Raw genomic sequence first — 439 nt, forward strand, 5'->3', positions numbered from 1 at the left:
GAAGTTGACGATGTAGAATGTAGTTTATAAGAAGATTTTTGTTCTTTGAAAATTGCACAGTGATAAAAAGACATTGTTAAACCTTTAAATAAAGATATAACAATTTCGTCAAGACAATAAAAACCTTAAAATATAAACTATTTTATGCGAATTTTTGTATAAATGACAATGAAAAAAGTTGGCAAAAACGAACAATGCTAGGAAACGACCGAATGAGAAACGGAGCTTACTAAGGTAAGTGAGTATCGRAATGAGGAAAGTTGACGAAGCAGTGTGAAGTTTATGACAAGCTTTTAGGTCAAGCTACAAAGGGCGCAGGGTGAATGCCTTGGCACTAGGAGCCGAAGAAGGACGYGATAAGCTGCGATAAGCTTTGGGTAGGCGCAAATAGCCTGTGATCCAGAGATTTCCGAATGGGGAAACCTACTTAATTATATTA

At 36.2% G+C, this 439-nt stretch carries 1 rRNA gene; it reads left to right on the top strand.

Annotated features, from left to right (window positions below):
* Positions 1–296: 296 nt before the first annotated feature.
* A 23S ribosomal RNA gene (locus ACYUE0_RS17850) occupies positions 297–439 on the top strand; the annotation flags it as partial.

This window comes from Clostridium sp. CTA-19 (assembly GCF_054767855.1).